Source organism: Amycolatopsis roodepoortensis (assembly GCF_014873915.1).
In the GTDB taxonomy this organism is placed as follows: Bacteria; Actinomycetota; Actinomycetes; order Mycobacteriales; family Pseudonocardiaceae; genus Amycolatopsis; species Amycolatopsis roodepoortensis.
In genome coordinates this window covers 652,892-675,324 of record NZ_JADBEJ010000004.1, presented here as the reverse complement: position 1 = coordinate 675,324, position 22,433 = coordinate 652,892, and the positions used below count along the sequence as shown (strand labels likewise).

25 protein-coding genes are annotated in these 22,433 nt (G+C 69.0%); 18 read left to right on the top strand and 7 right to left on the bottom strand.

All coding sequences use genetic code 11. The annotated features are described in order from the left end of the window. Nucleotides 1-136 precede the first annotated feature (136 nt). The 9 genes from H4W30_RS13830 to H4W30_RS13790 all read left to right on the top strand — a co-directional run bounded on the left by H4W30_RS13830 (nt 137) and on the right by H4W30_RS13790 (nt 8,708). Nucleotides 137-1,834 carry a sodium:solute symporter family protein gene (locus H4W30_RS13830; protein ID WP_192744094.1) on the top strand — a complete coding sequence of 566 codons (1,698 nt, stop codon included), beginning with the start codon at nt 137-139 and terminating at the stop codon, nt 1,832-1,834. 10 nt (nt 1,835-1,844) lie between these two features. Continuing rightward, the gene (locus tag H4W30_RS13825) at nt 1,845-2,108 is read left to right on the top strand and encodes a hypothetical protein (protein ID WP_126732675.1); all 264 of its coding nucleotides are present in this window, start codon (nt 1,845-1,847) and stop codon (nt 2,106-2,108) included. Nucleotides 2,109-2,155: 47 nt separating this feature from the next. Beyond that, a complete protein-coding gene (locus H4W30_RS13820) occupies nt 2,156-3,151 on the top strand; it encodes a DUF3558 domain-containing protein (RefSeq protein ID WP_318780599.1) in 996 nt (331 codons plus the stop codon). Between the two features lie 69 nt (nt 3,152-3,220). Next, on the top strand, nt 3,221-4,222 hold the full coding sequence (gene dhaK, locus H4W30_RS13815) for a dihydroxyacetone kinase subunit DhaK (protein ID WP_192743204.1): 1,002 nt from the start codon (nt 3,221-3,223) through the stop codon (nt 4,220-4,222). After that, nucleotides 4,222-4,845 (top strand): dihydroxyacetone kinase subunit DhaL, encoded by a 624-nt coding sequence (dhaL, locus tag H4W30_RS13810; RefSeq protein WP_192743203.1) that lies wholly within the window; start codon nt 4,222-4,224, stop codon nt 4,843-4,845. The genes dhaK and dhaL overlap by 1 nt, the downstream gene beginning before the upstream one ends. Beyond that, nucleotides 4,842-5,516, top strand: a complete 675-nt coding sequence (gene dhaM, locus H4W30_RS13805) for a dihydroxyacetone kinase phosphoryl donor subunit DhaM (RefSeq protein ID WP_192743202.1) — start codon at nt 4,842-4,844, stop codon at nt 5,514-5,516. Before dhaL ends, dhaM begins: the two co-directional genes overlap by 4 nt. A gap of 203 nt (nt 5,517-5,719) precedes the next feature. Further along, nucleotides 5,720-7,495 (top strand): 3-hydroxyacyl-CoA dehydrogenase family protein, encoded by a 1,776-nt coding sequence (locus H4W30_RS13800; protein ID WP_192743201.1) that lies wholly within the window; start codon nt 5,720-5,722, stop codon nt 7,493-7,495. Between the two features lie 9 nt (nt 7,496-7,504). Next, nucleotides 7,505-7,864: a hypothetical protein gene (locus H4W30_RS13795; RefSeq protein WP_192743200.1), complete on the top strand. Its 360-nt coding sequence runs from the start codon at nt 7,505-7,507 to the stop codon at nt 7,862-7,864. Nucleotides 7,865-7,874: 10 nt separating this feature from the next. Continuing rightward, entirely contained in the window at nt 7,875-8,708 is an 834-nt protein-coding gene (locus tag H4W30_RS13790; protein WP_192743199.1) for a YwqG family protein, read from the top strand. Here H4W30_RS13790 and H4W30_RS13785 read toward each other — a convergent pair. Further along, the gene (locus tag H4W30_RS13785; RefSeq protein WP_126732683.1) at nt 8,705-9,178 is read right to left on the bottom strand and encodes an Lrp/AsnC family transcriptional regulator; all 474 of its coding nucleotides are present in this window, start codon (nt 9,176-9,178) and stop codon (nt 8,705-8,707) included. The two genes, H4W30_RS13790 and H4W30_RS13785, sit on opposite strands and share 4 nt — an antisense overlap. 59 nt (nt 9,179-9,237) lie before the next feature. Here H4W30_RS13785 and H4W30_RS13780 point away from each other — a divergent pair, with 59 nt between their 5' ends. Then, nucleotides 9,238-10,356, top strand: a complete 1,119-nt coding sequence (locus H4W30_RS13780; RefSeq protein WP_192743198.1) for a trans-sulfuration enzyme family protein — start codon at nt 9,238-9,240, stop codon at nt 10,354-10,356. Nucleotides 10,357-10,416: 60 nt separating this feature from the next. Further along, nucleotides 10,417-10,800, top strand: coding sequence for a DUF6401 family natural product biosynthesis protein (locus tag H4W30_RS13775; RefSeq protein ID WP_126732685.1), 384 nt, complete (start codon nt 10,417-10,419; stop codon nt 10,798-10,800). Nucleotides 10,801-10,834: 34 nt separating this feature from the next. Here H4W30_RS13775 and H4W30_RS13770 read toward each other — a convergent pair whose 3' ends face one another. Further along, entirely contained in the window at nt 10,835-11,755 is a 921-nt protein-coding gene (locus H4W30_RS13770) for a mechanosensitive ion channel family protein (protein ID WP_192743197.1), read from the bottom strand. A 98-nt stretch (nt 11,756-11,853) separates the two neighbouring features. Beyond that, nucleotides 11,854-12,066, bottom strand: coding sequence for an FmdB family zinc ribbon protein (locus H4W30_RS13765; protein WP_038508997.1), 213 nt, complete (start codon nt 12,064-12,066; stop codon nt 11,854-11,856). Between the two features lie 50 nt (nt 12,067-12,116). Here H4W30_RS13765 and H4W30_RS13760 point away from each other — a divergent pair, with 50 nt between their 5' ends. Further along, the gene (locus H4W30_RS13760) at nt 12,117-13,241 is read left to right on the top strand and encodes an alkaline phosphatase family protein (protein WP_192743196.1); all 1,125 of its coding nucleotides are present in this window, start codon (nt 12,117-12,119) and stop codon (nt 13,239-13,241) included. Between the two features lie 4 nt (nt 13,242-13,245). Here the strand turns inward: H4W30_RS13760 and H4W30_RS13755 are convergent, their stop codons facing one another. After that, nucleotides 13,246-13,809, bottom strand: a complete 564-nt coding sequence (locus H4W30_RS13755) for a class I SAM-dependent methyltransferase (protein ID WP_192744093.1) — start codon at nt 13,807-13,809, stop codon at nt 13,246-13,248. A 51-nt stretch (nt 13,810-13,860) separates the two neighbouring features. On the opposite strand from H4W30_RS13755, the gene H4W30_RS13750 reads away from it, so the two are divergent. Both H4W30_RS13750 and H4W30_RS13745 read left to right on the top strand, forming a co-directional pair. Further along, on the top strand, nt 13,861-14,613 hold the full coding sequence (locus H4W30_RS13750) for an AraC family transcriptional regulator (protein WP_225949319.1): 753 nt from the start codon (nt 13,861-13,863) through the stop codon (nt 14,611-14,613). Nucleotides 14,614-15,125: 512 nt separating this feature from the next. Beyond that, on the top strand, nt 15,126-15,413 hold the full coding sequence (locus H4W30_RS13745; protein ID WP_192743195.1) for a hypothetical protein: 288 nt from the start codon (nt 15,126-15,128) through the stop codon (nt 15,411-15,413). A gap of 1 nt (nt 15,414) precedes the next feature. On the opposite strand, the gene H4W30_RS13740 is transcribed toward H4W30_RS13745, so the two are convergent. After that, nucleotides 15,415-15,915, bottom strand: a complete 501-nt coding sequence (locus H4W30_RS13740; RefSeq protein ID WP_378232836.1) for a GNAT family N-acetyltransferase — start codon at nt 15,913-15,915, stop codon at nt 15,415-15,417. 40 nt (nt 15,916-15,955) lie between these two features. Between H4W30_RS13740 and H4W30_RS13735 the strand changes: the two genes are divergently transcribed. Next, nucleotides 15,956-16,693 carry an alpha/beta fold hydrolase gene (locus H4W30_RS13735; protein WP_192743193.1) on the top strand — a complete coding sequence of 246 codons (738 nt, stop codon included), beginning with the start codon at nt 15,956-15,958 and terminating at the stop codon, nt 16,691-16,693. Between the two features lie 7 nt (nt 16,694-16,700). On the opposite strand, the gene H4W30_RS13730 is transcribed toward H4W30_RS13735, so the two are convergent. Continuing rightward, complete coding sequence (locus H4W30_RS13730) at nt 16,701-17,345, bottom strand: TetR/AcrR family transcriptional regulator (protein ID WP_192743192.1); 645 nt, start codon at nt 17,343-17,345, stop codon at nt 16,701-16,703. Nucleotides 17,346-17,492: 147 nt separating this feature from the next. Here H4W30_RS13730 and H4W30_RS13725 point away from each other — a divergent pair, with 147 nt between their 5' ends. Together H4W30_RS13725 and H4W30_RS13720 are read left to right on the top strand one after the other, a co-directional pair. After that, nucleotides 17,493-18,272, top strand: a complete 780-nt coding sequence (locus H4W30_RS13725; protein WP_192743191.1) for an SDR family oxidoreductase — start codon at nt 17,493-17,495, stop codon at nt 18,270-18,272. A gap of 149 nt (nt 18,273-18,421) precedes the next feature. After that, entirely contained in the window at nt 18,422-19,630 is a 1,209-nt protein-coding gene (locus H4W30_RS13720; protein WP_192743190.1) for a glycosyltransferase, read from the top strand. A gap of 46 nt (nt 19,631-19,676) precedes the next feature. Here H4W30_RS13720 and H4W30_RS13715 read toward each other — a convergent pair whose 3' ends face one another. Further along, on the bottom strand, nt 19,677-20,513 hold the full coding sequence (locus H4W30_RS13715) for a phosphotransferase (protein ID WP_192743189.1): 837 nt from the start codon (nt 20,511-20,513) through the stop codon (nt 19,677-19,679). A gap of 135 nt (nt 20,514-20,648) precedes the next feature. On the opposite strand from H4W30_RS13715, the gene ctaD reads away from it, so the two are divergent. Continuing rightward, on the top strand, nt 20,649-22,427 hold the full coding sequence (gene ctaD, locus H4W30_RS13710; RefSeq protein WP_034308844.1) for an aa3-type cytochrome oxidase subunit I: 1,779 nt from the start codon (nt 20,649-20,651) through the stop codon (nt 22,425-22,427). Nucleotides 22,428-22,433 lie beyond the last annotated feature (6 nt).

Genomic DNA, 22,433 nt, shown 5'->3' with positions numbered 1-22,433 from the left:
GGAACTGTCCCGAAACAGACACAACAGGGCGGTCACCGACCACCCGCACTGCCGTTCCTGAATCCATGCAGTATGGTCCGCGATTGACGTGATCCAGGCGTTTCTCGTGGACATTTTCACTGTGGAGGTGAGTCGGTTGCACGTGCTGGCCGATGCGAACCTGCGGCTCGACGCAAGTCCGATCGACTACGTCCTGCTCGCCTTCTATTTCGCGCTGGTGCTCGGCATCGGGTACATGGCGCGAAGGTCGGTCTCGAGCAGCCTCGACTTCTTCCTCTCCGGCCGTTCGCTGCCGGCCTGGGTCACCGGTCTCGCCTTCATCTCGGCGAACCTCGGCGCGGTCGAGATCATGGGCATGTCGGCCAACGGCGTGCTCTACGGCCTGCCGACCGTCCACTACTTCTGGATCGGCGCGATCCCGGCGATGCTATTCCTCGGCATCGTGATGATGCCGTTCTACTACGGCTCGAAGGTCCGCAGTGTCCCGGAGTTCATGCTCCGCCGGTTCGGCAAACCCGCGCACCTGGTCAACGGCATCAGCTTCGCGAGCGCGCAGATCCTCATCGCGGGCGCGAACCTGTTCCTGCTCGCCAGCGTGGTGAACCTCCTGCTCGGCTGGCCGCTGTGGGTGTCGATCATCGTCGCGGCCGCGGTCGTGCTCTCCTACACCGCGCTCGGCGGCCTCTCCGCCGCGATCTACAACGAGGTCCTGCAGTTCTTCGTGATCGTCGCGGCGCTGCTGCCGCTGACCATCGTCGGCCTGGTGAAGGTCGGCGGCTGGCAGGGCCTGGTCGACAAGGTCACCGCGAGCCCCGGCGGCGAGGCGCAGCTGCACTCGTGGCCGGGTGACAACCTCACCGGCTTCGGCAACAGCTTCCTGTCGGTCCTCGGTCTCGTCTTCGGTCTCGGTTTCGTGCTGTCCTTCGGTTACTGGACCACGAACTTCGTCGAGGTCCAGCGCGCGATGGCGTCGAAGAGCATGTCGGCCGCGCGGCGGACGCCGATCATCGGCGCCTTCCCGAAGATGCTGGTCCCGTTCATCGTGATCATCCCCGGCATGATCGCCGCGGTCACCGTCTCCGAGTACGTCCAGGACAAGCAGATCCTGCTCGATGGGGGCGAAGCGCCCAGCGGCGTGACCGCGAACAACGCGATCCTCCTGCTGATGCGCGACCTGCTGCCCAACGGCATGCTCGGCGTCGCGCTCGCCGGTCTGCTCGCCTCGTTCATGGCGGGCATGGCCGCGAACCTGAGCTCGTTCAACACCGTGTTCACCTACGACATCTGGCAGTCGTACGTGAAGAAGAACGAGTCGGACGGCTACTACCTGCGGCTCGGCCGCCTGGTCACGGCGATCGGCACCGTGCTCGCGATCGGCACCGCGTTCATCGCGTCGAACTCCGGGAACATCCTGACCTACCTGCAGGACCTGTTCTCCTTCTTCAACGCGCCGCTGTTCGCCACCTTCATCCTCGGCATGTTCTGGAAGCGGATGACGCCGACGGCGGGCTGGGTCGGCCTGGTGTCCGGTACGGCCTCCGCGATCACCGTGTGGCTGCTGTCGCAGGCCGGGGTCCTCGGGCTCACCGGGCAGGGCATCAGCTTCGTGGCCGCCGGTACCGCGTTCGTCGTCGACATCGCGGTCAGCGTCGGGGTCTCGCTCGCCACCGCGCCGAAGCCGGAGGCCCAGCTGGTCGGCCTCGTGTACTCCCTCACCCCGAAGGAGTCGCTGAAGCACGACGAGACCGGCGACGACGCGGGCTGGTACCGCAAGCCGGGGCTGCTCGCGGGCATCGTGCTGATCCTGACCATCGTGCTCAACATCATCTTCTAGGAGGCCGGAGATGGCTGCGTCGCAAGCTCCCAAGAAGGCCGGCGTCTTCGACATCCGGCTGATCATCGCGCTGCTCATCGGCGGCTACGGGCTGGTGCTCACGATCATGGGCCTGTGGTTCACCACCGACGAGGAGCTGACCAAGGCCGCCGACGTCAACATCAACCTGTGGGCGGGCGTCGGCATGCTGGTGTTCGCGGCGCTGTTCGTGCTGTGGGCGAAGCTGCGTCCCATCGTGGTGCCGCCGAGCACCGAGGGTGAGGCGGGCGAATAGCCGGGTTGTCCGGACACCGGCGAGGAGCTCCGGCTACCGTGCACTTCGTGCTGTTCAACGCTCGACGTCGCCGGATCGCGTCCGTGCTGGCCCTGGTGGCCGCGCTCGGCGCGGTGTCGGCCTGCGGTCAGAATCTCGGCAAGTCCAACTTCGCCCGGACCACCGTCGCCGCCGAAGGTGGCTCCGGCGGGGCGCCCGACGGGGACATCAACGATCCCGCGGTCACCCCGGCGGTGCTGCGCACGATCGACCCGTGCGGGCTGGTGAGCAGGGAGGTCATGAGCGGCCTCGGCACTCCGGAGGAGCCGACGGCGAACCTCAGTTCGTTCGGCACCTGCCGGGCGAAGGCCGTGGACGCCGGTGGCAAGGAGCTCACGGTCAGGGTCGAAATCGGCGCGTCGACCTACTCATCGAGCAACGGCGTCACCGTTTCGGCTGTCGAGGGATTGCCGCAGATCGAGCGTAAGGACAAGGACGGGAAGAGCTGCGACGTCGGCATCATGACGTTGCGCAAGCCCGAGCGCGGGATCAGCTTCTCGGTCACCTACGACGGTGGCGACGCGTGCGCGACAGGCCGTGCGGTGGCCGCGAAGGCCGTGAAGAGCCTGCACGCGTCACCGGCGAAATACCCGGCCGTCGCGGGCACGCTCACCGCGGTCGACCCGTGCACCGCCGCCGACACCGCCGTCCTCAACGAGGTGGTGCCGCATGGCGCGAGCTCGCTGACCACCTTCCACTCCTGCGACTGGACGCCGGGCTCCAACCCGAGGATCTCGATCAACTTCCGCCGCGGCCTTCCGCCGGCGGAACGCGACGGGAACAAGAAGGTCGACATCGACGGCGTCTCCGTGTACCAGAAGATCGGCAGCGGCAGCGACGCCGAGTGCAAGCTCGAGTGGCAGCACAAGCCTTGGGCCGACGACGAGGTCGAAATCGTCAGCGTGACCTACAAGAATTACGACGAGAAGAAGGACGAAGCGGCGTCGTGCGGTAAGGCGTCGAAGATCGCCAAATCGGTGATCTCCAAGCTCCCGAAGCCCTGACGCTGGCGGCATCCGGCCGCGCGAGGTAGGAAGGGGACACCCCACCCGCCGACGTGCCGGAGGCCACCCTTGAAGAAGATCATCAACGACCCGAAGACGGTGGTCGCGGAATCCCTGCGCGGGCTCGCCGCGGCGCACGCGGACGTCCTGCGCGTGGAGGACGACCCGGCGCTCGTGGTGCGCGTGGACGCGCCCGTGGCGGGCAAGGTCGCGGTGATCTCCGGCGGCGGCTCCGGGCACGAACCGCTGCACGGTGGCTTCGTCGGGCAGGGCATGCTCGCGGCCGCCGTCCCGGGCGCGGTGTTCACCTCACCGACGCCGGACGCCGTGGAGGCCGCGGTCAAGGCCACCACCGGCGACGCGGGCGCGTTGCTGATCGTGAAGAACTACACCGGCGACGTCCTCAACTTCGAGACCGCCGCGGAACTCGCCGCCGCCGAAGGGCTGGACGTGCGCAGCGTCGTGATCGACGACGACGTCGCGGTCAAGGACTCCACCTACACCGCCGGCCGTCGCGGGGTCGGCGGCACGGTGCTCCTGGAGAAGGTCACCGGTGCCGCGGCCGAACGGGGCGACACGCTCGACGCGGTGGAGGCCTTGGCGCGCAAGGTGATCGGCCAGGTCCGGTCGATCGGCGTCGCGCTCACCGCGCCGACCGTGCCGCACGCGGGCGAGCCGAGTTTCGACCTCGCCGACGACGAGATCGAGTTCGGCATCGGCATCCACGGCGAGCCCGGTATCGAGCGGACCGCGGTGGTGACGGCCGACGAGCTCGTCGCGCGCATGGTGGACGCGGTGGTCACGGACCTGCCCTTCGCCGAGGGCGACAAGGTCCTGCTGTTCACGAACTCGATGGGCGGGACCCCGCTGGTCGAGCTGTACCTGGCACACGGGATCGCCGAGCGGCTGCTGGCCGAGCGTGGCATCGTGGTCGAACGGCGGCTGGTGGGGCCGTACATCACCAGCCTCGAGATGCAGGGGATGAGCCTGACGTTGCTGAAACTGGACGACGAGCTGACCGAGTTGTGGGACGCGCCGGTGAACACCCCGGCCCTGAGGTGGGGAGTCTGATGGCCTGCACCGCCGAGACGTTCGCCGCCGCCTTGCGGGCGGCGGCCGCCGTGATCGCCGAGCACCGAGCCGAACTGGTCGACCTCGACCGCGCGATCGGCGACGCCGACCACGGCGAGAACATGGACCGGGGGTTCGGCGCCATCGTGTCCGCTTTGGACACCGCTACGCCGGAAACCCCCGCCGCGGTCGCGAAGCTCGCCGCCACGACGCTGATCTCGAAGGTCGGCGGCGCGGCGGGTCCGTTGTACGGCACGGCGTTCCTGCGCGCGTCGGTCAAGCTGGGCGACGCGGCCGAAGTGGACGGTCCGCTGCTCGTCGAGGCCCTGCGCGCGGCACTCGAAGGAGTGCAGGCGCGCGGCAAGGCCGTCGGGGGAGACGCGACCATGGTCGACGCCCTGATCCCCGCCGTCTCCGCCGCCGAGGAAGCCTCCGGCTCCGGCATCGCGGAGATCCTGACCGCGGCGGCGGACGCCGCGGACAAGGGCGCCGAGTCCACTGTGGAGCTCGTGCCGCGCAAGGGCCGGGCTTCGTATCTCGGCGAGCGGGCGGTCGGGCATATGGATCCCGGTGCCCGTTCGACGGCATTGCTGCTTCGCGCCTTCGCGGAGGCCGCCAAGTGAGCGTCGGAATCGTGCTCGTCTCCCACAGCGCCAAACTCGCCGAAGGGCTCGCGGAACTCGCCGCGCAGATGGCGCCGGACGTCACCATCGCGGCGGCGGGCGGCCTGGCCGACGGCGGGATCGGGACGGACTACGACGAGGTCGTCGCCGCGACCCAGCGGGCCGATTCGGGCGCGGGCGTCGTGCTGCTCTACGACCTCGGCAGCGCGCAGATGACCGCGGAACTGGCCGTCGAATCGCTCGCCGACCCGTCGGCCGCGGTCGTCGTGGACGCGCCGCTGGTCGAAGGCGCGATCGCCGCCGCCGTCGCGGCACAGGGCGGGGCGGACCGGAAGGCCGTCGCCGAAGCGGCCGCGTCGGCGGGCGCGCCGCCGGACCTGACGTTCGACGATGGCGCGCAGGACGGCGAGAGCAGTGTCGAACTCACGCTGCGGAACGACGTCGGGCTGCACGCGCGGCCCGCCGCGGTACTGGTCCGGAGCATCGCGGGGCTGGACGCGCAGGTCACCGTGCGGCTCGGCGACGAGACCGCGGACGCGAACAGCGTGCTCGCGCTGATGGCGCTCGGTGCGCGTCAGGGCGACCGGATCGAGGTCCGCGCGAAGGGTGCGCAGGCCGAGGAAGCCCTCGCCAAGGTCAAGGACCTGGTCGACCAGAACTTCGGCGAGTGAGCCGAGGCTTTTAGCGCGTGAAGGCCCCCTTCCCTCGGCTGAGCCGAGGGAAGGGGGCCTTCACACGCTTGATGGAAAAGCGTCCGTCGGTCCTCGTCCGCGAGTGACACTTACTCGATTCTGAGGGTGACAGCCGCTGCTTTCCGCGCCCCGGCATGGCACGATCGGAGAAACTACCAGCGAGTAACCTCCGGAGGCCGGTTGTGGCGCGGGAAATCTCGAGTGTGGGAGTCATCGGTCTCGGCACCATGGGCGCCGGGATCGCCGAGGTGCTCGCGCGGAGCGGCGTGTCCGTGGTCGCGGTGGAGATCGACGACGACGGCGTCCACCGCGGCCGGGGTCATCTGGAGCATTCGACCGAACGGGCGGTGACCGGCGGCAAACTCGACGCCGGCGGCCGGAGCGCGCTGCTCGACCGGATCCGGTACACCACGTCGCTGGCCGAACTGTCCGATGTGGACCTGGTGATCGAGGCGATCCCGGAGAACCTCGAAGCGAAATCCGACGTGTTCGCCCAGCTGGACAAGATCACCGGCCCGGACACGATCTTCGTCTCGAACACCTCGTCGCTGTCGATCACCGAGATCGGCGTGCACACCGCGCGACCGGGCAAGGTCGTCGGGATGCACTTCTTCAACCCGGCGCCGATCCTCAAGCTGGTCGAGATCGTCCGCACCGTCGTCACCGAACCCGAGGTGGTCGCCGATGTCGTCGCGTTCGCCGAACGCCTCGGCAAGACCCCGGTGGTGATCGGCGACCGCGCCGGGTTCATCGCCAACGCCCTGCTCTTCGGGTACCTCAACCACGCCGTGCGGATGTACGAGCAGCGCTACGCCACGCGCGAGGACCTCGACGCGGCGATGCGGTTCGGCTGCGGATATCCCATGGGGCCCTTGGCTTTGCTCGACCTCATCGGGCTGGACACCGCGTACGAGATCCTCGACACGATGTACCACCAGTCGCGCAACCGGCTGCACGCGCCGGCCCCGCTGCTGAAGCAGATGATCACCGCCGGGTTGCTCGGCCGGAAGACGGGCCGGGGTTTCTACACCTACGACGAACCCGACTCGCCGACGGTGACCGACGCGGTCACGAAGTCCACTGTGGACACTGTCCCGCCGCGTGAGGTGCGCAAGGTCGGCGTCGTCGGGACCGGGACCATGGCGACGGGCATCGTCGAGGTGTTCGCGAAACGCGGTTACGAGGTCATCCTGCGGGCGCGGAGTGCGGAGAAGGCCGCGGCGTCGGTCGCGCGGGTGAAGAAGTCTCTGGACAAGGCCGTCGTCAAGGGCAAACTGTCCGAGGAGGACGCCGCCGCCGCGCTCGGCCGGATCTCGCCGGCGGTGGAGTTCGAGGAACTGGCCGACGTCGACCTCGTCGTCGAGGCCGTGGCCGAAGACCTGGCCGTCAAGCAGGCGGTCTTCGCCGCGCTCGACGACGTCGTGAAGCCGGGCGCGGTGCTGGCGACGACGACGTCGTCCCTGCCGGTCATCGAATGCGCTGCCGCCACCTCGCGGCCTTCGGACGTGGTCGGCGTGCACTTCTTCAATCCGGCGCCGGTGATGAAACTCGTCGAGGTCGTCTCGACCATCGCCACCGCGCCCGACGTGATCGCGACCGTCGACGCCGTCTGCGCGGCGGTGGGCAAGCACCCCGTGCACTGCGGCGATCGGGCGGGCTTCATCGTCAACGCGCTGCTGTTCCCGTACCTGAACGACGCGGTGAAGATGCTCGAAGCGCACTACGCGGAGGCCGACGACATCGACACCGCGATGAAGGTGGGCTGCGGGCTGCCGATGGGCCCGTTCGAACTGCTCGACGTCGTCGGGCTGGACGTCTCGCTGGCGATCCAGAGGACCCTGTACAACGAGTTCCGCGAAGAGGGCTTCGCGCCCGCGCCGCTGCTGGAACACCTCGTGACCGCCGGACGGCTCGGCCGGAAGACCGGAAAGGGCTTCAAGGACTACTCGGCCCGGTAACTTGGTGCCATGCCGGTTTCCTCGGGGGTCAGGAAGCGGATCAAAGAGCTTCTCGATCCGGACGACGAGATCCACTACGTGTTCCCTGCCGACATCCTCGGCAGTACCAATCCCAGCGTGTTCTTCGCGGTGACCCGTAAGACGATCACGATCCTCACGACCGGGTACCTGAGCCGGAAGACCCCGAAACGGGTCGTCTCGACGACACTGCGGAACCACCGGATCGGACCGGTCGACACCTCGACCGTTCCGTGGTTCAAGTTCGAGGGCATCGACTACGAGATCGACGACGAGTACATCGCGGTCGTGCACGCCGCCGATGCCGAGATCATGCGGGCAAGACCTGAAGATCCGCTGCCGGACCTCTAAGCTCCCGGGAGTGCGTCAGCTCACCTACGACGGGGTGCCCATCCCCGGCCTGAACGACCTGGTCCGGACGGCCATTCGGCTGCATCCCGCGCCGGGGGTGCCCGGTCCGGACGAAAGCCACTTCGGCGGTCCGCTGCTCTGGCCGTCGGACGAGCCGTGGCCGGAGTGCCCGGTGACCTGGCCGCCCGACCCGGACGCGTCCGACGACGGGTGGCGGGCCGGGCATCGGCTCGACGGCCCGGTGCCGTCGATGGCGGGCGCGGCGCAGTTCTTCCGCGACGACTTCCCGGAGCTGCCCTTCCCCGAGGGCACCGACGTCCTGCAGATCCTGTTCTGCCCGATGGAGCACGACAGCCCGCATCACCAGGGGCCCGCGGTCCGGCTGGTCTGGCGTGATTCGGGCGAGGTCCGGGACATCACGGACACGCCTCCTGTCCCTGAGAACGCCGTAGCCGCCTACCTGCCGGATCCCTGTGTTTTCGAACCGTGCTCGATCGACGAGCTGCCCCGGCTCTGCGACTTCCCGGCGGAGACCCGCGCCGCGCTCGGCATCCCCGAGGGCTCGGGTGAGGACCCGGAGGGCTGGCCGGAGCTGGACCAGTATTCGAAGATCGGCGGCTGGACCGCCTGGGACGCGACCGATCGGCACGAGCTGGGCTGCCGGGAGTGCGGCGCCGAGCTGCGCCAGACGATCGCGCTGGCCTCGGAGGAACACGAGGTCGGCTGCGGATGCGAGGTCGCCGAGGGCGAGGCGGCGGGCTGGTCCTTCCGGCGCCAGGGTGTGCTGAACGTCTTCACGTGTCCCACCGACGTCACCCATCCCTTCAAGGTCCGCATCGATTAGCCGGGCGGTAGCAAAGGTCCCCCGCTCCAGTGCTGGAAGACCAGGTTCGTGTGGACCCGGGCGACCTCGTCGCGGGCGGTCAGCTCGTCGAGGACCAGCCGCTGGAGCTCGGTCGCCGACGCGGTGGCGACATGCGCGAGGAAGTCGTCCGGGCCGGTCAGGTGGTAGACGGCGCGGACCTCGGGCAGGGCGAGCAGATGCTCGACGAACGAGTCGACCAGCGCCCGCCGGTGCGGGCGGACCTGGACGAACAGGAGCGCTTCGAGCGGGCGGCCGAGTTTGGCGGCGTCCACCTCGGCGCGCTGGCCGGTGATCACCCCGAGCTCGCGCAGCCGGTTGACGCGGTCGAGACAGGTCGAGGGCGCGACGCCGACCTCGGCCGCGAGATCCTTGTTCGAGATCCGGGCGTCGTTCTGCAACAGCCGCAGAATACGAAGATCAACCGTGCTCAGTTCGACGGAATCCGACATCGGCGAATGATATCCGAGGATATTGCGGACGTTCCGGAGAAAATCGCACCATCTGAGGTATGACCGCAACGCTGCGCACCCGAGCCGTCCACGCCGGCCGTGACGATCTCACGGACCTCGGCGTCCACGCCGCTCCGCTCGACCTGTCCACGACCTACCCGTCGCGGGACAGCCTCGAAGAGGCGGGCCGCATCGACGAATTCGCCGCCTCGGGCTCGCTGTCCGGGCTCCCGGTCTACGGGCGGCTGAGCAACCCGACCGTCGAACGCTTCGAGAAGGCACTGGCCGAACTCGAAGGATTCGAAGACGCCGTCGCGTTCGCCACCGGCATGGCGGCGGTGTCCGCCTCGCTGCTCGCGGCCGTCGCGCAGGGTAAACGGCATATCGTTGCCGTCCGACCGGTCTACGGCTGCACCGACCACATGCTCACCTCCGGCCTGCTCGGCACCGAGGTGACCTGGGCCGATCCGGAAGGCGTCGCGTCGGCGCTCCGGCCCGACACCGGGCTGGTGCTGCTCGAAACGCCCGCGAACCCGACCCTGCGGGAGGTCGACATCGCCGAGATCGTGCGCGCCGCCGGCGAGGTCCCGGTGCTGGTCGACAACACCTTCGCGACCCCCGTGCTCCAGCGGCCGGGGCGGCACGGCGCCCGGTTCGTCCTGCACAGCGCGACCAAGTTCCTCGGCGGCCACGGCGACGTCATGGGCGGCGTGGTCGCTTGCAGCGCCGAAGACGCGGGCATGCTGCGCCAGATCCGCTTCGCCACCGGAGGCGTGCTGCATCCGCTCGCCGGGTACATGCTGCTTCGCGGCCTTTCGACGCTTCCGCTACGCGTCAACGCCGCGTCCGCGACGGCCGCCGAACTCGTCGAGCGGCTTCGCGGTCACGCGAACGTGAGCGCCGTGCACTACCCGGCCGTCGGCGGCCCGCTGATCGCGTTCGAGGTCGAGGGTGATCCGCACGCGCTCATCGGCGCGGTCCGGCTGATCACGCCGGCCGTCAGCCTCGGCAGCGTGGATTCGCTGATCCAGCACCCCGCCTCGATCAGCCACCGGATCGTCGCCGAGGACGACCGGCGCGGCGCGGGCGTCACCGACCGGCTCATCCGCATGTCGGTGGGGCTGGAGGACGTCGAGGACCTGTGGCACGACCTGGATCAGGCACTCAAGGCTTGCTGAGTTCTGCGATGGTCGTCACCGGGATGTCGACAAATCGTCCGGCCTGGCTAACCTGGTCGGGTGAAAGATCTGGTCTCGTCCTGGGTGGAATCTTCGGCTCGTAGCACGCTTTCCCGGCTGCACCAGCAGATAGGTGTAGCCGGGCTGGCCGCCGCCGCGGCCGTGCCCGGGCTGTCGGCCGTCTTCGATCAGCACTCCGCCGCGGTGCGGGACATCCTCGCGGCGGGGGTCGAAGGTTCGGCGGCGGTCGCCGGGGTCGTCCTTCTCGCCGGCTACACGCGCGGGCTGCTCGACGAGGCGAAGACCAAGGGGTGGACGTTCCGCATCCCGGCCGATCTGTCCGCCTGGACCACCAGCGACTGGATGACCGCGCGGCTGGTCGGCGTGTGTTCGCTGGCCGCCTCGATGGACGACCGGCGGACCCAGCCGACCGGGAACGGGTAGGGCGGCCGGACGCCCCACCCGCTCCCGTGGAAGGTCAGCGGTACTCCGGCGGAGGGGGCATGTTTCCACCGGGCGGCCGCTGGCCGGGATCCTGATGCTGGGGCACCTGACCCTGGCTGGGCGGGAACTGCTGGGGCTGCGTCGGCGCGTTCGGGTTCGCGGCGTGGTGCCCGGCGGACACCGGCTGGTGGACGGTCGTCCGCTCGGCGGGCACCCCGCCCGAGCGTCCGGCGTCCTCACGACCGCGCTGGTAGGCCTCGGCCTGCGCCTTCGCGGCGGGGATCTCCGCCTCGGCCCGGCCGAGCCAGGTCTCCCAGCGCTGCTGCATCGGCTTGATGAGACCACCGCCGACACCGACGACGGCGATACCGCCGATCGTGGCGAGCACGGCGATCAGCACCGGCATCGTGACCGCGGTGGCGACCCCGATCTGGTTCAGCGCGGCGATCGCGCCGAGGCCCCAGATGAACACCGAGGCGATGGTGGCGAGCACCTTGCCGTAGGAGACACCGCCGAGGGCGTTGCCGATCAGGTCCTTGACCGCCTTGGCGATCGCGCCGGCGATCACCACGATGACGATCGCGACGATGGCGCGCGGCAGCCACGCGACGATGTCGTTGAGCAGCGCGCTCACCGGGTTCGGGCCGAACACGCCGAACGCGAACTGCAGGGCGATCAGCAGGATCGCGTAGTAGACGATCTTGCTGATGATGTTCGACGCGTCGAACTGGCTGCGCGCGAGCATCTGTTTGAAGCCCCCGCGTTCGAGGAGCCGGTTGAACCCGACCTTCTCGAGCACCATGCTCACGGCCTTCGAGAGCGCCTTGGCGATCAGCCAGCCGATGAACAGGATGACCAGGAACGCGAGCAGTTTCGGGACGAAGGTGGCGACCGAACTCCAGGCGCTCGACACGCCCTGACCGAAGTCGACGGCCGCCAGTGCTGATGTGGCCACTGGACTTTCTCCCTTCCCACCACTGGAGCTTCCAGACTGGTGGGAAGGGGGTACCCGCCATTCGGGCGATCACACGTTGCGCCACCCGAACGGGTGGGTCAACTGCAGCAGCCGCCTCCGCAGCAACCGCCTCCACCTGCGGGAACGGGGGCGGGGCCGGAGGCCGACCCGGTCAGCGCGACGGTCGTCAGCAGTTTGACGGTGTCCTGGTGGCCCTCGGGGCACGGGGCGGGCGCACCGGACTCGCTCATCGGCCGCAGCAGTTCGAAGGTTCCGGCGCATTCGCGGCAGCGGTAGGCGTAAGTCGGCATACCGGCATTATCCCATCTCCTTCCGGCCTCCGGGATGGCAAGCTGGCCGGGTGGAACTGCCTGTCGCGGCGCATGTGCCGCACCTCGGCCAAGTCGTCCCGTCCGTGCTTTCCGCGCTCGGCGCCGACGGGTTCGCGAACTCGTTGAGCCTGGCGGAGGCGTCCAGTGCCTGCGTCCTGCTCATCGACGGTCTCGGCTGGGAACTGCTGGCCGAGCACGCCACCGACGCTCCCGTGCTCACCCAGCTGGCGAAGTCGCCGCTGCGGGTCGGTTTCCCGGCGACTACGGCGGCCGGACTCGGCGCGATCGGCACCGGGCTGGCGTCGGGGGAGCACGGCCTGGTCGGCTACAGCTTCGAGGTGCCGGGCACCGGCGTCCTGAACGCGCTGCGCTGGAGTAGCCATGTGGACGGCGGCGACCTCCGCGGCGCGCTACCGCCGCGGGAGGTGCAGCCGCTGCCGACCACGTTCGAACGCGCGGCTGCCGCCGGGATCACGACGAGCGTGGTGTCCTCGGCGAAGTTCGCCGACACCGCGCTCACCCGCGCGACGCAGTCCGGTGCGCGTTACGTGGGGGTCCATGCGCTCGGCGATCTGGCCGCCTGTGTTCTGCACTGTCTCGACACGCGGCCCGCGTTCTGCTGGGGCTATCACAGCGAACTCGACATGCTGGGCCACATCTACGGGCCCGGTTCGGCGCCGTGGCGGATGCAGCTGCGGCAGGTCGACCGGCTGGTGGAGTCCATTGTGGACGGACTGGCGCCCGGCGCGCTCCTCGCGGTCGTGGCCGACCACGGGATGGTGACCGTCGAGGGCGCGCTCGACATCGACGAAACCCCCGCGCTGCTCGGCGGTGTCCGGGCGATCGGGGGCGAGGTGCGGGCGCGGCACGTCTACAGCGAACCGGGCGCGGAGGCCGACGTCCTGGCCGCGTGGCGCGAGGTCGTCGGTGAGCGGGCGTGGATCCTCCCGCGCGACGAGGCCATCGAGGCGGGCTGGTTCGGTCCGGTTTCCGACCGCGTGCGCCCGCGTATCGGCGACGTCGTCGTGGCGTCGAAGGGACGGTTCGGGCTCGTGCGGGAGCTGGCGGAGGCCGTCGAGTCCTCCTTGGTCGGCCAGCATGGCTCGCTGACCCCGGCCGAACAGCTCGTCCCGTTGGTCCTCGCGCGCGGCTAGTGCGTCAGGCGGGCTTCCTGGCCGAGAATTTCACGCTGCGTTTCGGGACGTGGTCGACCTTGATGTCGGTGAAGCCGGCGCCGGTCAGTCGCGGCCAGAGCGAAACGGGGTCGAGCGCGTTCATCGTGTCGCCGATGTGGAGCAGCCGGAACGGCAGGCTCTCCAGGCTGTCGATCGCACGGAGGACGCAGCCGGGGCGGAGCACGCGGAACGCCTCGGCGAAGATCGAGTCCTGCAACGCCGTCGTCGGCACGTGGTGCAGCATCGTGAAACAGACGACCGCCGAGAACTCGCCGTCCTCGAAGGGCAACGCCGCTCCGTCGCCCTGGACGATCCGCACCCGGCCGTCGAACTCCCGTTTGAGGAGGTCCGCCGACGCTTCGTCGATCTCGACGGCGGTGAGCCGGGGAACGAGACCTTCGAGGGCGCGCGTGGTCGCGCCGAAGCCCGGGCCGATCTCCAGCACGGAGTCGCCGAGGTCGAAGCCGGCGACGTTGCCCGGCATCTCGTGGGCGACGGCCTTCGCCCACAGCGCGGAACTGCAGAGTTTGCGGTGCACCAGGTTCATCGGCATGAATCCGAAGCTAACGGTGACCGGTAGGCGATAGGCTGCCAACTGATGTCGAATATCGGACTCCTGCCGCCGATGTCGACGGCGATGGTGCTCGGCGAGATGGATCTGCCCGCGGGCACCTGGCTCCCGTGGCACGAGCACGATGGGCACCAGCTCGCCTGGGCGGCCCGGGGGATCTTGAGCGTGAACGTCGGCGAGCGGTACTGGGTACTGCCGCCGACGCGGGCGCTCTGGATCCCGGCGGGCGTCGTCCACCGGACCGGCGCCACCGCGCAGACCGTGTTGCGGGGGATCTACGCCGCCCGAGACCGATGCCCGGTGCGCTGGCCCGAACCGACGCTCGTCGCCGTCCGCCCGCTGTTGCGCGAACTGCTGGAGCACCTCGGCGCCGCCGACCTCGGCGACGACGCACGCCGCCGGGCCGAGGCCGTCGCCTTCGACCTGCTCGAACCGGTGGACGTCGTGCCGATCACCGTGCCGATGCCGTCGGACAGACGCGCGCTGACCGTCGCGCGAGCGGTGATCGCCGATCCGGCGGACCGCCGCGTTCTCGCGGACTTCGCCCGCGAGGCGGGCGCGAGCGAACGCACCCTCGCGCGCCTGTTCCTGACGGAGTGCCGCACGACGTTCGGCGCGTGGCGAGTGCAGGCCCGCCTGCGCGCGTCCTTGCCGCTGCTGGCCGAGGGCATGCCGCTGACCGCGGTCTCCCGCCGGATCGGCTACTCCTCGCCGAGCGCGTTCGTCGCCGCCTTCCGCCGGGCGGTCGGAGTGACTCCCGGCGCCTACTTCGGCGGCTAGCCGCGAGTTACGCCTTCCATCACGCGAGTTGCGCCTGCGATCACGCGAGTTGCGCCTCCGATCACGCGAGTTGCGCATGCGATCACGCGAGTTACGCCGTCCGTCACGTGTGATCAGGCGGACGACACGCGTGATCGGATGGACGACACGCGTGATTCGGCGGACGACGCGTACCCACAGCCGGTCCCACTACATGCCGCCCTTCCAGGCGCGTGATGGCCGCTGAATCACGTGTGATGGCCAGCGGATCACGCATGACGGCCGCTGGATCACACGTATGGCCAACGGAGCACATGTGATCGCAGGCGGATCACACGTGTCCGGAGGCGCGACTCGCGTGTTTGGAGGCGCGACTCGCGTGACTGGGGGCGCGACTCGCGTGTTTGGGGGCGCGACTCGCGTGTTTGGAGGCGCAACTCGCGTGATGGGAGGCGTAACTCGCGTGTTCGACAGGCGGGACGAACACCGAGCGAGCGGGATCACACGGCATCCGGCCGTATACCGTTTCGGGCGTGCCACGACGTAACCGGCCCGAACGCGGTGGACGCCCCGACCTCGGCGCGTCGACCGGCTGGGCGCGTTCCGAATCCGCCGCCGACGGCGACTGGCTGGTGCGCACCGTGCCCGGCGCGCAGGCCACCAAGGACTACCGCTGCCCCGGTTGCGATCACGAGATCCGGCAGGGGACCCCGCATGTGGTCGCCTGGCCCGCCGACGACACCGGCGGGATCGCCGACCGCCGCCACTGGCACAAGGCGTGCTGGGGCGCGCGGTCCCGTCGCCGCCCTGGCCGCTGGTGACTCAGCGCCGCATGTGCAGTGAGGGCGCTCCCTCGAACTCCTCCTCCGTGTGGATCTTGAAACCGAGCCGCTCGGCGACCCGGGTCGACGGTTCGTTGGACACCATGATGTTGGCGATCACCGGGACGTCGGGGATCTCCCGTTCGGCCCATTCGACGACGGCGGCCGCCATCTCCGTCGCGTAGCCCTTGCCCCAGGCGAACGGCCAGAAGCGGTACGCGAGGTTCAGCACGCGCTCGCCGTTCCATTCGTGATACCGGACGCCGCCGAACCCGACGATCACCTCGGGATCGTCCAAAGCGGACACCGCGAGATAGCCGAATCCGTGCTCGGCCCATTGCTTCATCCAGGCGTCGTACAGCTCCCGCGCGCCCTCGACGGTATGCGGCACGCCGTTGAACTTGTTCGTCTCCGGATCGGCCTGCAGCGCGACGATGTTCTCGCGGTCCGCCTCGCGCAGCCTCCGCAGCAGCAGCCTCTCCGTCTTGATCTCTGTCAGCACGGATCTGACGATAGCCCCAGGGTGCGACAGAATCATCGCCATGAAGGATCTCCCGCTGGTACTGCTGCACGCCTTCCCCGTCGACGCCCGCATGTGGGACGCGGTCCGCGCGCCGCTCTCGGAACGCCTGCGGCTGATCACCCCCGACCAGCGCGGCCTCGGCCGCAGCCCGCTGCCGGAGACCGACCGGGAGCCGGATTTGGACGACGCCGCCCGCGACGTCGTGGCGCTGCTCGACCGGCTCGGCCTCGACAAGGTCGTCCTCGGTGGCTGCTCGATGGGCGGCTACCTGACGATGGCGGTGCTGCGCTTGGCACCGGAACGGGTGGGCGGCCTGGTGTTCATCGACACGAAGGCGACGGCCGACACTCCCGAGGCCGCGCAGGCCCGGCACGACGTCGCGGCCAGGGTGGAAGCCGAAGGCACCGCCTGGATGCCCGAAGCCGTCACGCCCGGATTGCTCGCCGAGAAGGCCCGTCCGGAAGTTGCCGAACGGCTTCGCGAACTGATTACGACGCAGCCGCCGTCCGGCGTGGCGTGGGCGGCACGCGCGATGGCGGCGCGGCCCGATTCGCTCGAAACGCTGCGTTCGGCGGACGTGCCGGCGTTGGTCGTGGTCGGCGAAGAGGACGGCCTGACTCCGCTGGCGGAGGCGAACACCCTAGTGGAAACGCTGCCGGACGCGACGTTGGTCGTGCTGCCGGAGGCGGGGCATCTGACGCCGCTGGAGGATCCAGCCGGGGTCGTCGAAGCGATCTTGGGCTGGTACCCGGCGTAAGAAACCCTCACAGCCGAGGGCGCGGCCGCGGGCCTTGGGTCGCATACCGGGCGGTGAAAGTGCGGACGGCCTCGTCGACCACCTGGGTGACGCGTTCGGCGCTCACCGCCCAGTCCGGCACCAGGAGCGCCGGCCAGAAGACGTAGTTGGAGATCATGCCCAGGAACTGGGTGGCCGCGAGCTCCACGTCCTCGACCAGCACCGTTCCCGCCTCGTGCTCGGCCAGGAGGTAGCTGCGCACGGACTCGAAGTAGGGCATCTTCCCGTGCGAGAACTGCGCATGGGCCAGCTCGGGGAACCGCGGCAGTTCGGCGATGACGATCCTGAACAGGTCCGTCATCTGGGCACGGCCCAGCAGCTCGGCGTAACGGCGACCGATGATGCCGAGCCCGTCGACGACGTCGCCTGTCGGCGGAGGGGCCTCCTCGTCGGCGGTCGCCCAGGACTCGGTCACGATCGCGTCGAACAGGGCGGCTTTGGTCGGAAACTGCTTGAACAGGGTGGCCCGCGAAACGCCGGAACTCTCCGCGATCCGGGCCAGTGACGTCCGGTCGTAGCCCAGCTCGAGAAACAGTGCGGTCGCCGCTTTCACGATCAGTGCTCGCTTTTCCTGGGCGACCCGCTGGTGGTACGTCGTCACGCTCCCGCTCATGGGTTCAGCATACGAGGTGAGTGGCTTGACTCTCCTCTGCTGCCAACCTAGTGTCGGAAGGGATGGTGAGTCGACCGGCTCACCACTGGCCGTCAGTCACCATCACTGGTGATCGCGGTCGTCCCCAATGGACCGAAGGAACATTCGATGCCCCGCTTCGACAATCAGACCGTGCTCGTGACCGGTGGGACCGGCGGCCAGGGTTCGAGCCACGTGCGCGCCTTTCACGCGGAAGGGGCGAACGTGGTGATCGGTGGTCTCGACGCCGAACGCGGCGCCGCTCTCGCCGGCGAGCTGGGGACCCGCGCTCGTTTCGCCCGTCTCGACGTCACCGACGAGAGCTCGTGGTCCGCCGCCGTGCTGGCCGCCGAGAGCGCCTTCGGCGCCCTGAACGTGCTCGTCAACAACGCGGGCGTGCAGAATCCGCCTGCGACGATCGAAAACACTGACCAGGCCACGTGGTCGCGCATCCTTGACGTCAACCTCACCGGGACCTTCCTCGGCATCAAGGCCGCGGCCCCCGCTCTGCGCCGCGCGGCAGGGGGAGCCATCGTCAACATCGCCTCGACCATGGGCCTGGGCGGCACGGCTCACTACGCGCCGTACGTCGCCGGCAAATGGGCTGTGCGAGGCCTCACTCAGACCGCGGCACTCGAGCTCGGCCGCGACCAGATCCGGGTGAACACCATCCACCCCGGCGTGATCGCGACCCCCTTCATCCAAGAGCCGGCGGCCGGCGCCACCGCGGCGATCGCCGATTTCTACTCGCCCGAGCCGTTCGCGATCCCCCGGCTGGGAGAGCCCGCCGATGTCACCCGGCTTCTCCTGTTCCTCACGTCCTCGGACGCGTCGTTCATCACGGGGTCGGAGTACGTCATCGACGGTGGGCTTCTCCTCGGCCCCGCCCTGCAGGCCGAGGCCGCATGAGTACTTCCGTCGACAGATGACGAGGCCGCAGAAGTAAGTGCCCATTTCCCTCGCCCCTTCCAAGGTATAGCGGACCCCGGGGCTTGCGGCAAGCCCCCATTCCCGGTCCACAATTCGTGCCTTCACGTTTTTGTCGAAGGGGGATTCCCATGCGTGTACTCCTGTCCACTATCGGGACGAGGGGTGAGGTGCAGCCGCTGGTGGCCTTGGCGGTGCGATTGCGGGAACTCGGCCAGGATGTCCGGCTTTGCGCACCGCCCGATTTCCGCGGCTGGGCCGAAGGTCTCGGGATTCCTTTCGCGCCGCTGGGGCCGGAACTCCGGCCGACCGCGAAGCCGGATTCCGCCATGACCAAGGCGATGGCCACACCCGAGGGGCGGCGGGCGATGGCCGAGGCCATGGTCGTCGGGCAATTCGAGACGATGCCGGAGGTGGCCGAAGACTGCGACGCCGTCGTCGCGGGAATGGCCTTGAACATCGCCGCCCATTCGGTGGCCGAGCGGAAAGGGATTCCCTATTTCTTCACCGCCTATTGCCCGATAACGCTGCCTTCACTGCACCATCGTCCGCCCGTTTTCCCGGGCTGGGAGCCGAAGAATCCCGATGCCGTCATCCCGGCCTTGTGGGCCGACGACGCGGAACGATGGAACGGGCAATGGGGCGGCGTGCTGAACGCGCAGCGGGAAAAGCTCGGCCTCCCGCCGGTCGACGACGTCCGCGGGCATATCTTCACCGAGTCCCCGTGGCTGGCCGCCGATCCGGTGCTGGCGCCGTGGCGGGGACCGTCGGCGCTCGACGTTCACCAGACCGGCGCCTGGATCCTGCCGGACCACAGTCCGTTGTCCCCGGAGCTGGAGGCGTTCCTCGACGACGGTGAGCCCCCGGTCTATTTCGGATTCGGGAGCATCCGCGCCCCCGAGGAGATCGCGAAGGCGATGATCGAGTCGGCGCGGGCGCACGGACGGCGGGCGATCGTGTTCCGCGGCTGGACGGACCTGGCGCCGATCGACGACGAACCCGACTGTTTCGCCATCGGGGACGTCAACCAGCAGGCGCTCTTCCCACGGGTCGCCGCGGTCCTGCACCACGGCGGCGCCGGCACGACGACGGCCGCGACGCGGGCCGGGGTGCCGCAGGTTCTCGTCCCGCAGATGTTCGATCAGCCGTACTTCGCGCAGCGGGTCGGGGAACTCGGGGTGGGGACGTCGATCACCGGTGAGCCCTCCGTCGAAGCGCTGACGCTCGCTCTGGACGAGGTGCTGCGCCCCGGCATCGCCGAGCGGGCGCGTCAGGTCGGCGGTGAAGTGCGGACGGACGGCGCCGACGTGGCGGCGAAGCTCCTGATCTCCCGCGTTTAGTCCTCTCGATGCGGTACTTGCGCGTGCAAGGACCGCATTCAGAGGACTAAATGCGGGAGAAGTAGTGCGTTAGGGCGGCTTCGGCCTCAGGGAGCCGCTCCGGGAACCGCTGCGCGATCACGAACCGCCAGGGGATCTCGAACAACCGCCGCAACGCGATGAACGGCTCCAGCGACGCGGGCGTCACATCGGCCGGGTACGCGGCCAAAGTCTCGTGCCCGGCCTCCGCGAACAGCACGCCGAGGTCCCACCCGAGCGGCCCGCGCCAGGTGTCCTCGAAGTCGAGCCAGCACGGTCCGGCCGCCGTCGCGACGACGTTCCCCCGATGGGCGTCACCGTGCAGCGGCCGCGGCTCGGTGTCCGGCAGCGCGGCCGCCACCCGCTCGAGTTCGTCGTACAACCGGGGTGCCATGCCGCCCAGGAGGGCACCGTTTCTGTCGAGCAGCGTCCGGAGTTCGCGGACCGGCCCGAGTTCGGGCAGTTCACCGGGGTAGTCCGCGAGCGCGTCGTGTACCCGGGCGAGCGAAAGAGCCACCTCGCGCGGCGACAGCCTGTGCCCCGGCTCGTGCGGCGTGTAGTGCCAGAGAGTGACCGGAAGACCGTCGGCGAAATGCGGTCCTGCCGGGGGATCCGTGGTCGGTGAGACGACGAGCACACCACGTTCCGTGAGGTACCGCGACAGCTCGACGTCGCGCCTGAGCCAGTCTTCGGGCGAAGGCCGCGCGAAGCGTGTCGTGCCGGGCACCCGCGCCACCACCGGACCCAGTCTCACCAGCACGTTTGACTTGAAATGCAGGACATCGGGGGCGCCGGTCGGGAGCCCGTACCGGGCACCGACGGCGACGGCCGCGGCCACTCCCGCGCGGGTGTGTTCGTCGGTCACGGCGCGATCTTGCCAGCCGGTGCGCGCGACTGTCGGTAGTGAGGGCTACGATCCCCACTAGCCGCCGGAGTGGGTCCCGAATCCGCCCGGCGACCGCAAATTGACCACCACAAGGTTTGAGTGTTGGAGGCAGGAGTGACGGCCGTAGCCCCCAAGCCGATCGCCACGCGCCCGTATCCCGCGCGCGAGTCGGTTAAGGGTTCGTACCTGCTGCGGTTGTTCCGCACGACGGACCACAAGCAAATCGGCATCATGTACCTGGTCACGTCGTTCGCCTTCTTCATGGTGGGCGGCGCGATGGCGATGCTGATCCGCTCCGAGCTGGCGCGTCCCGGGCAGCAGTTCCTTTCGCAGGAGCAGTACAACCAGCTGTTCACCATGCACGGCACGATCATGCTGCTGCTGTACGCGACGCCGATCCTCTTCGGTTTCGCGAACTTCATCCTGCCGCTGCAGATCGGTTCGCCCGACGTCGCCTTCCCGCGGCTGAACGCGTTCTCGTACTGGCTGTACCTCTTCGGCGGCCTGATCGTGATGTCCGGCTTCCTGACCCCGGGTGGCGCCGCCGACTTCGGCTGGTTCGCCTACACCCCGCTGTCGGACGCCATCCACTCGCCCGGCGTCGGCGCCGACCTGTGGATCTCCGGTCTGGTCGTGTCCGGTCTCGGCACCATCCTCGGTGGCGTCAACATGATCACCACGGTGGTCTGCCTGCGCGCCCCCGGTATGACGATGTACCGGATGCCGATCTTCACCTGGAACATCCTGGTCACCAGCATCCTGATCCTGCTGGCGTTCCCGATCCTGACCGCGGCGCTGATGGGCCTGCTGGCGGACCGGCATCTCGGGGCGCACGTGTTCGACCCCGCGAACGGCGGCGTGATCCTCTGGCAGCACCTGTTCTGGTTCTTCGGCCATCCAGAGGTCTATATCGTCGCCCTACCGTTCTTCGGGATCGTGTCGGAGATCTTCCCGGTCTTCAGCCGCAAGCCGATCTTCGGTTACAAGGGCCTGGTCTGGGCGACGCTGGCGATCGCCGCGCTGTCGGTGGCCGTGTGGGCGCACCACATGTACGCGACCGGCGCCGTGCTGCTGCCGTTCTTCTCCTTCATGACCTTCCTGATCGCGGTCCCGACCGGCGTGAAGTTCTTCAACTGGATCGGCACGATGTGGAAGGGCCAGCTGTCCTTCGAGACGCCGATGATCTTCTCGATGGGCTTCATCGTCACGTTCCTCTTCGGCGGTCTGACCGGCATCATGCTGGCCGCGCCGGCGATCGACTTCCACGTGTCCGACAGTTACTTCGTCGTCGCGCACTTCCACTACGTGCTCTACGGCACGATCGTGTTCGCCACGTTCGCCGGGATCTACTTCTGGTTCCCGAAGATCACCGGCCGCATGATGGACGAGAAGCTCGGCAAGTGGCACTTCTGGACCACGTTCATCGGCTTCCACGCCACGTTCCTGGTGCAGCACTGGCTCGGCGCCGAAGGCATGCCGCGCCGGTACGCGGACTACCTGCAGTCCGACGGGTTCACGACGCTGAACACGATCTCCACGATCGGCGCGTACATCCTCGGTGCCTCGACGCTGCCGTTCATCTGGAACGTCTTCAAGAGCTACCGGTACGGCGAGATCGTCACGGTGGACGACCCGTGGGGCTACGGCAACTCGCTCGAGTGGGCGACGTCCTGCCCGCCGCCGCGGCACAACTTCACCGAGCTGCCGCGGATCCGGTCCGAGCGCCCGGCGTTCGAGCTGCACTACCCGCATATGGTCGAGCGCATCCACAAGGAGGGTGAGATCGGCTTCTTCGGGAAGCAGAAGGTCAACACCCACCGGGCGCCGTCCCAGGTGCTCACCGAGGCGGCCATGCCGGGTGACCACTCCAAGGACAACTCCAGCGAGAAGTGACCCGAT

Bases quoted from the DNA above. Each gene is read 5' to 3' on its own strand.
- H4W30_RS13825 (WP_126732675.1), top strand. From the start codon at position 1,845: ATGGCTGCGTCGCAAGCTCCCAAGAAGGCCGGCGTCTTCGACATCCGG.
- dhaL (WP_192743203.1), top strand. From the start codon at position 4,222: ATGGCCTGCACCGCCGAGACGTTCGCCGCCGCCTTGCGGGCGGCGGCC.
- H4W30_RS13795 (WP_192743200.1), top strand. From the start codon at position 7,505: ATGCCGGTTTCCTCGGGGGTCAGGAAGCGGATCAAAGAGCTTCTCGAT.
- H4W30_RS13785 (WP_126732683.1), bottom strand. From the start codon at position 9,178: ATGTCGGATTCCGTCGAACTGAGCACGGTTGATCTTCGTATTCTGCGG.
- H4W30_RS13780 (WP_192743198.1), top strand. From the start codon at position 9,238: ATGACCGCAACGCTGCGCACCCGAGCCGTCCACGCCGGCCGTGACGAT.
- H4W30_RS13765 (WP_038508997.1), bottom strand. From the start codon at position 12,066: ATGCCGACTTACGCCTACCGCTGCCGCGAATGCGCCGGAACCTTCGAA.
- H4W30_RS13755 (WP_192744093.1), bottom strand. From the start codon at position 13,809: ATGAACCTGGTGCACCGCAAACTCTGCAGTTCCGCGCTGTGGGCGAAG.
- H4W30_RS13750 (WP_225949319.1), top strand. From the start codon at position 13,861: ATGTCGAATATCGGACTCCTGCCGCCGATGTCGACGGCGATGGTGCTC.
- H4W30_RS13735 (WP_192743193.1), top strand. From the start codon at position 15,956: ATGAAGGATCTCCCGCTGGTACTGCTGCACGCCTTCCCCGTCGACGCC.
- H4W30_RS13730 (WP_192743192.1), bottom strand. From the start codon at position 17,345: ATGAGCGGGAGCGTGACGACGTACCACCAGCGGGTCGCCCAGGAAAAG.
- H4W30_RS13725 (WP_192743191.1), top strand. From the start codon at position 17,493: ATGCCCCGCTTCGACAATCAGACCGTGCTCGTGACCGGTGGGACCGGC.
- H4W30_RS13720 (WP_192743190.1), top strand. From the start codon at position 18,422: ATGCGTGTACTCCTGTCCACTATCGGGACGAGGGGTGAGGTGCAGCCG.